The sequence below is a fragment of the Streptomyces sp. NPDC004561 genome, assembly GCF_053602155.1.
The window spans coordinates 1-5,218 of record NZ_JBSGDB010000567.1 but is presented as its reverse complement, the minus strand read 5'-3'; the positions used below and the strand labels follow the sequence as shown (position 1 = coordinate 5,218).

The 5,218-nt window shown below is 71.4% G+C and carries 4 protein-coding genes and 1 pseudogene; 4 read left to right on the top strand and 1 reads right to left on the bottom strand.

What is annotated here, in order from left to right; genetic code table 11:
- The 3 genes and pseudogenes from ACWEN3_RS40875 to ACWEN3_RS40865 form a co-directional block, all read left to right on the top strand.
- A partial coding sequence (locus ACWEN3_RS40875; protein ID WP_452982112.1) for an STM4012 family radical SAM protein occupies window positions 1–844 on the top strand: 844 nt, incomplete at its 5' end.
- 151 nt (window positions 845–995) lie between these two features.
- Window positions 996–2,191: pseudogene (locus tag ACWEN3_RS40870) on the top strand (RNA-guided endonuclease InsQ/TnpB family protein).
- A 35-nt stretch (window positions 2,192–2,226) separates the two neighbouring features.
- Complete coding sequence (locus tag ACWEN3_RS40865) at window positions 2,227–3,120, top strand: STM4011 family radical SAM protein (protein ID WP_452982109.1); 894 nt, start codon at window positions 2,227–2,229, stop codon at window positions 3,118–3,120.
- Window positions 3,121–3,194: 74 nt separating this feature from the next.
- Here the strand turns inward: ACWEN3_RS40865 and ACWEN3_RS40860 are convergent, their stop codons facing one another.
- Complete coding sequence (locus tag ACWEN3_RS40860) at window positions 3,195–4,940, bottom strand: protein kinase domain-containing protein (protein WP_452982106.1); 1,746 nt, start codon at window positions 4,938–4,940, stop codon at window positions 3,195–3,197.
- 185 nt (window positions 4,941–5,125) lie between these two features.
- On the opposite strand from ACWEN3_RS40860, the gene ACWEN3_RS40855 reads away from it, so the two are divergent.
- Window positions 5,126–5,218: toxin-antitoxin system HicB family antitoxin (locus tag ACWEN3_RS40855; RefSeq protein WP_452982114.1), on the top strand; the 93-nt coding region annotated here is incomplete at its 3' end.

Genomic DNA, 5,218 nt, shown 5'->3' with positions numbered 1-5,218 from the left:
GCAGAGCTTCGTCGACACCGAGGCCCGCGCCGCCGTGCGGCCGCAACGCCGTGCGGACGTGGAGGCGGCCCTCACCCGGATCCGGGACACCGCGCTGCCCGTGCTGAACGTCGACCTGATCTACGGTATCGACGGCCAGACGGACACCACCTGGCTCCACTCGCTGAACGCCGCCCTCTCCTGGCGCCCTGAGGAGCTGTACCTGTATCCGCTCTACGTCCGCCCGCTCACCGGCCTCGACCGCCACCATCCCGGCGCGGACCCGGCCTGGGACCAGCAGCGGCTGCGCCTGTACCGCCTGGGCCGCGACCACCTTCTCGCACACGGCTATGTGCAGACCTCGATGCGCATGTTCCGCCGCGCGGACGCCCCGCCGCTGGGCACGGACGACTACGCGTGCCAGACCGACGGCATGATCGGCCTGGGGTGCGGCGCCCGCTCGTACACGGCCGATCTGCACTACTCCTTCGACTACGCCGTCACCATGCACGAGGTCCGGGCCATCATCGACGACTACGTCGCCCGCCCCGCCGCCGACTTCGCTCACGCCGAGTACGGCCACCGCATGACACCGCAGGAGGCACGTCGCCGCTATCTCCTGCAATCCTTGCTCCAGGCCGACGGCCTGGCCGTCACGGACTACCGGACGCAGTTCGGCAGTGACCCCGTCGACGACTTCGGCACCGAACTCGCTCGCTTCGCCGACCTCGCATGGCTCGAGCAGGACAGCGGCTCGCAGCGTCTGAGACTGACGCCGGAAGGCCTGGCGCACTCCGACGCGATAGGCCCACGGCTGTTCTCCCCGGCCGTGCGGGCCGCGATGGCCGCGTACGCACACAAGTAGGCGGCCCCTCCGTTGATCTTGCGTGGGTATCCCCGGCTTCAGCCGGGGAGGTAAACGCATCCTCGTCCCAAGGGCGCGCAACGCCGGAGTTCGCTGCGTTGTCGGTGGCCTGCACTATGTTGACGACCAGGACCGAGGGGGGGTGGGCTGGATGATCCGTGCGTACAAGTTCCTGATGCGGCCCACTGCGGGCCAGGCGGGTGCGCTTGCCGATATGCTGCGTGATCACTGCACCCTGTACAACGCCGCGTTGCGGGAACGCCACGACGCCTGGCGGCACGCCTCCAAGACGACCGTGCGATACGGCCGGCAGTCCGCCCGGCTCAAGGAGATCCTGGCCTTCGATCCGCCGAGCCAGAGCCGCTGGTCGTTCTCCTCCCAGCAGGCGACGCTGCGCCGTCTGGACAAGGCCTTCGCCGCGTTCTTCCGCAGCATCAAGGCCGGGGAGAAGCCGGGGTATCCGCGTTTCAGGTCGGGCCGGCGGTTCGACACGGTGAACTTCCCCAAGGACGGCGACTGCTGCGGCTGGGACGCCACCCCGCACGACCCCGTCACCCGCGTGCGCTTGCAGGGCGTCGGACACGTCAAGGTCCGCCAGCATCGGGTGGTGGTCGGCAAGGTCAAGACGATCTCGGTCAAGCGCGAGGGCAGGCGCTGGTATCTGATCCTGACCGCGGAGCAAGCCGTCCCCGAGCCGCTGCCCGCGACCGGCAGCGTGGTCGGCATCGACATGGGCATAGCCAACTTCCTCGCCACCTCCGACGGCGCCTTCGTGCCCAACCCCCGCCACGGGGCGAAAGCGGCAACGAAGCTTCAAGCCGCACAGCAGGACCTCGCCCGGTGCAAGCGCGGCAGCAAGCGGCGTCGCAAGGCAGTGGAGAGGGTTGCCCGGCTGCACCGCGAGGTCCGCCGCCGGCGCCTGGACCACGCCCACAAGACCGCGCTCGACCTCGTGCGCCGGCACGACTTCATCGCGCACGAAGCCCTCAAGATCCGCGACATGAGCAAGGCCCCCACGCCCAAGCCGGACCCCGGACGGCCGAGCCGTTTCCTGCCCAACGGGACCGGCGCCAAGGCCGGGCTCAACCGCTCGATCGCCGATGCCGGATGGGGGTGTTCCTGACCATCCTCACCGCCAAGGCAGCATGCGCCGGACGGGAAGTGACGGCCGTGGATCCCCGCAACACCTCCCGGCGGTGTCCCGCGTGCGGGCACACCGCCAAGGAGAACCGGCCCACACAGGAGACTTTCCGCTGCGTCTCGTGCGGCCACACCGTGCACACCGACACCGTGGGCGCCATCAACGTTCTACGGGCGCTGGCCCGCCGCGAAGCCCAACCGGCATAGCGAGAAGCCCACTCATTTATGAGGGGAGGAGTCACATGGACCTGACCATTCTCTACCGCGGACCGCTCGCCTCGTGCGACTACGACTGCCCCTACTGCCCGTTCGCCAAGCGCCGCGACTCAACCGCCCAACCGCGCGCCGACCGCGAGGCCCTGCACCGCTTCACCGGTTGGGCGGCCGACCAGACCGGTGACCACCTGTCACTCCTGTTCACGCCGTGGGGCGAGGGCCTGGTGCGCTCCTGGTACCGCCGCGCCCTGGTGGAGCTGTCCCACCTGCCGCACGTCCACCGCGTCGCCATCCAGACCAACCTCAGCTGCCGCACGGACTGGCTTGCCGACGCCGACCCCGGCACCGTGGCTCTGTGGTGCACGTACCACCCGGGCCAGACGCCGTACGACCGGTTCCTGACCAAGTGCCGTGCTCTGTCGGCACAGAGCATCCGGTACAGCGTCGGCGTCGTCGGGCTGCCCCACCACCTCGGCGAGGCGCGCCGCCTCCGCGCCGACCTGCCGGAGCACGTCTACCTGTGGGTGAACGCCGCCGAAGGCTATACCTACGACGACACGGACGCCGCTGCCTGGACGGACCTCGACCCCCTGTTCCCGTACAGCCGGCATCCCCATGCCAGCGCCGGGTTGCCCTGCCGCACCGGCGAGTCGGTCGTCTCGGTCGACGGGGAAGGCACGGTCCGCCGCTGCCACTTCGTGCGCACCGAGCTCGGTAACCTCTACGACGGCTCCTACCGGGCGGCACTCCGCCCGCGTCCCTGTCCCCTGGCCGTGTGCGACTGCCACATCGGGTATGTGCACCTGGAGACGCTCCCGCTGTACGACGTCTTCGCGGGCGGCGTCCTGGAACGCATTCCGGCCCGGCAGGGGCCCGTGCGGCCGCTCCCGTCGGTGGGCGACCGCCCCCGGCGGCCCTGAGAGATGCCATTCGGGGGCGAAGCCGGTGCTCCGCACCGAGCCGGCCCGGAAGTCCCGGCCTGCTGTCGGCCTGCTCAGGACGTGCGGCGACTGCGGTGCACAGCCTGGGGCGCACCAGCGGACTGGGCGCCCTCCTCACCGAGGGTGATGGTGTCGGCATCGGTGAGCTGGACCACGTACAGGTGGCGGGTGTCGCACTGCAGTGACGTGTCCGCGCGGTCGGTGGGGTGACTGGTGACCGCTTCGAAGGTGGCCGTCGTGCCGCGCACGGCCCGTAGTGCGAGGGCCTCCGTGCAGCCGACCTCCCGGCCGGTGCCCACCTCGGTGATGTTGCTGACCTGCTTGCCGGCCAGTTCGCCCACGGCGGCGGTGTGCAGGGTGAGGGTCACCCTGAAGGAGTCGGTGCGCGGATGCAGTTGGCCATCGGCGTTCGGGGTGCCGGGGCCCGTGCCGGTCCACACGCCGGCCCACTGGGCGGAGAGGGCGGGAGCAGAGGCGTCGGGGAGAGACGGGGAAGACGTGGTGCCGTCGCTGCGGGCAGCCACGTCGAAGGGGTGCAGCAGCAGGATGCCGGTCGCGACTGCGGCGACGGTGAGGGCACAAGCGGCGGCCATCCAGCGGATGCGGCGGCGTGCGCGGAGGTATACGGGGTGGTGGGCGCCGTACGGCGGCAGCGGGGACGGTCCGGTGGAGGAGTCCGGGGGCTCCGGCGGGTACGCGCCGGTGGCGGGGGGATACGGTGCGGCTGTGTAAGGGGCCGGGGCGGGGGCCGTACGGTCGGCGGCCGGGGGAAGCACCGCCTCGGCGGTCGTCGGCACGCGTCGTCCCCCGTGCAAGGGGGCCGTCGGGGCCGGGTGGTCCGGCGGCACCGCGCACCGGCGGGTGACCTCCGCCTCCCGCGCCGCGAGGTCGGCGCCGAGTCCGGGCGGGAGAGCCCGTTCCCAGGCACCGGCCCCGGACACTGGCCCGGCCCCGTACGCCACCGCCCGCGGATCGCCGGCGTCCCCTTCCTGCCGCAGCAGTGCTGCCAGCTCTTCGCTTCGCGGCCGGTCCTGCGGTTCCTTCGCCAGGCAGCGGGCGACGAGTTGTGCCAGGCCGGCCGGTATGCCGTCGAGGCGCGCGTTCTCGTGGACTATGCGGTAGAGAAGCGAGGCCGCCGAGGGCTGCTCGCCCGGTAGTTCGAACGGGCCGGTGCCGGTCGCGGCGAAGACGAGGACCGCCCCCAGGGAGAAGACGTCACCCGCTTCGGTGACGGTCCCCTGGGTGGCCTGTTCGGGGGCCAGATAGCCGGGGGAGCCGATGACGCCCCCGGTAGCCGTGTGGCGGGAGTCGTCGGCGGCCCGGGCGATGCCGAAGTCGATGAGCATGGGGCGGGCACGACCCAGCAGGACGTTGGACGGTTTGACGTCCCGGTGGGCCAGGCCGCAGGCGTGCACAGCGGCCAGCGCAGCAGCGAGTTCGCCGGCCAGGACACGCAGGGTCGCAGGCGGCAGCGGGCCATGGGCGGTGACCCAGTCGGCGAGGGCGGGTGCGGCAACGTACTCGGTGACCAGCCACTGCGGGCGGTGGCCAGGCGGGCTGAAGTCCACCACCGAGACGGTCCACGGGGAGCGGACCCGGTCGCTGGTGCGGATCTCTCTGGAGAAGCGTGTCTCGAAGTCCGGGGCGGCGGCGAGGTCGGGGCGAACCGTCTTGAGCGCCAGCGGGCGGCCCGTCGGTGTGCGAGACAGGTAGACCTGTCCCATGCCGCCCGCGCCGAGCCGCGCCAAAAGCGGGTAGCCGCCGATCGCCGCCGGATCCGTGGACTCCAATGGCCGCACGTACGCCTCCCCCTGGTCACCTCACCCCGTAACCGCAGCAGGATACGGGCTTCTTGATCGACGGGAGGCACCGCACAGGGCGACTGCGGCTCGGCCGATGACGACCGGCCCCGGGACGCCGGCGGCGTCTCGCGTGCGGAACAGATCGGCAAACCGCTCCCAGTGTATAGCGGGCTGCTATACGTATGACGAAGCAGATCAACATCAGGCTCGACGACGAGGTCCATGCCCGCCTCGTCGCACGTGCCGAAGCCGAGGGCACGACGGTGACCGCCTTG

Coding starts and splice junctions, on each gene's coding strand:
- ACWEN3_RS40865 (WP_452982109.1), top strand. CDS start 2,227: ATGGACCTGACCATTCTCTACCGCGGACCGCTCGCCTCGTGCGACTAC.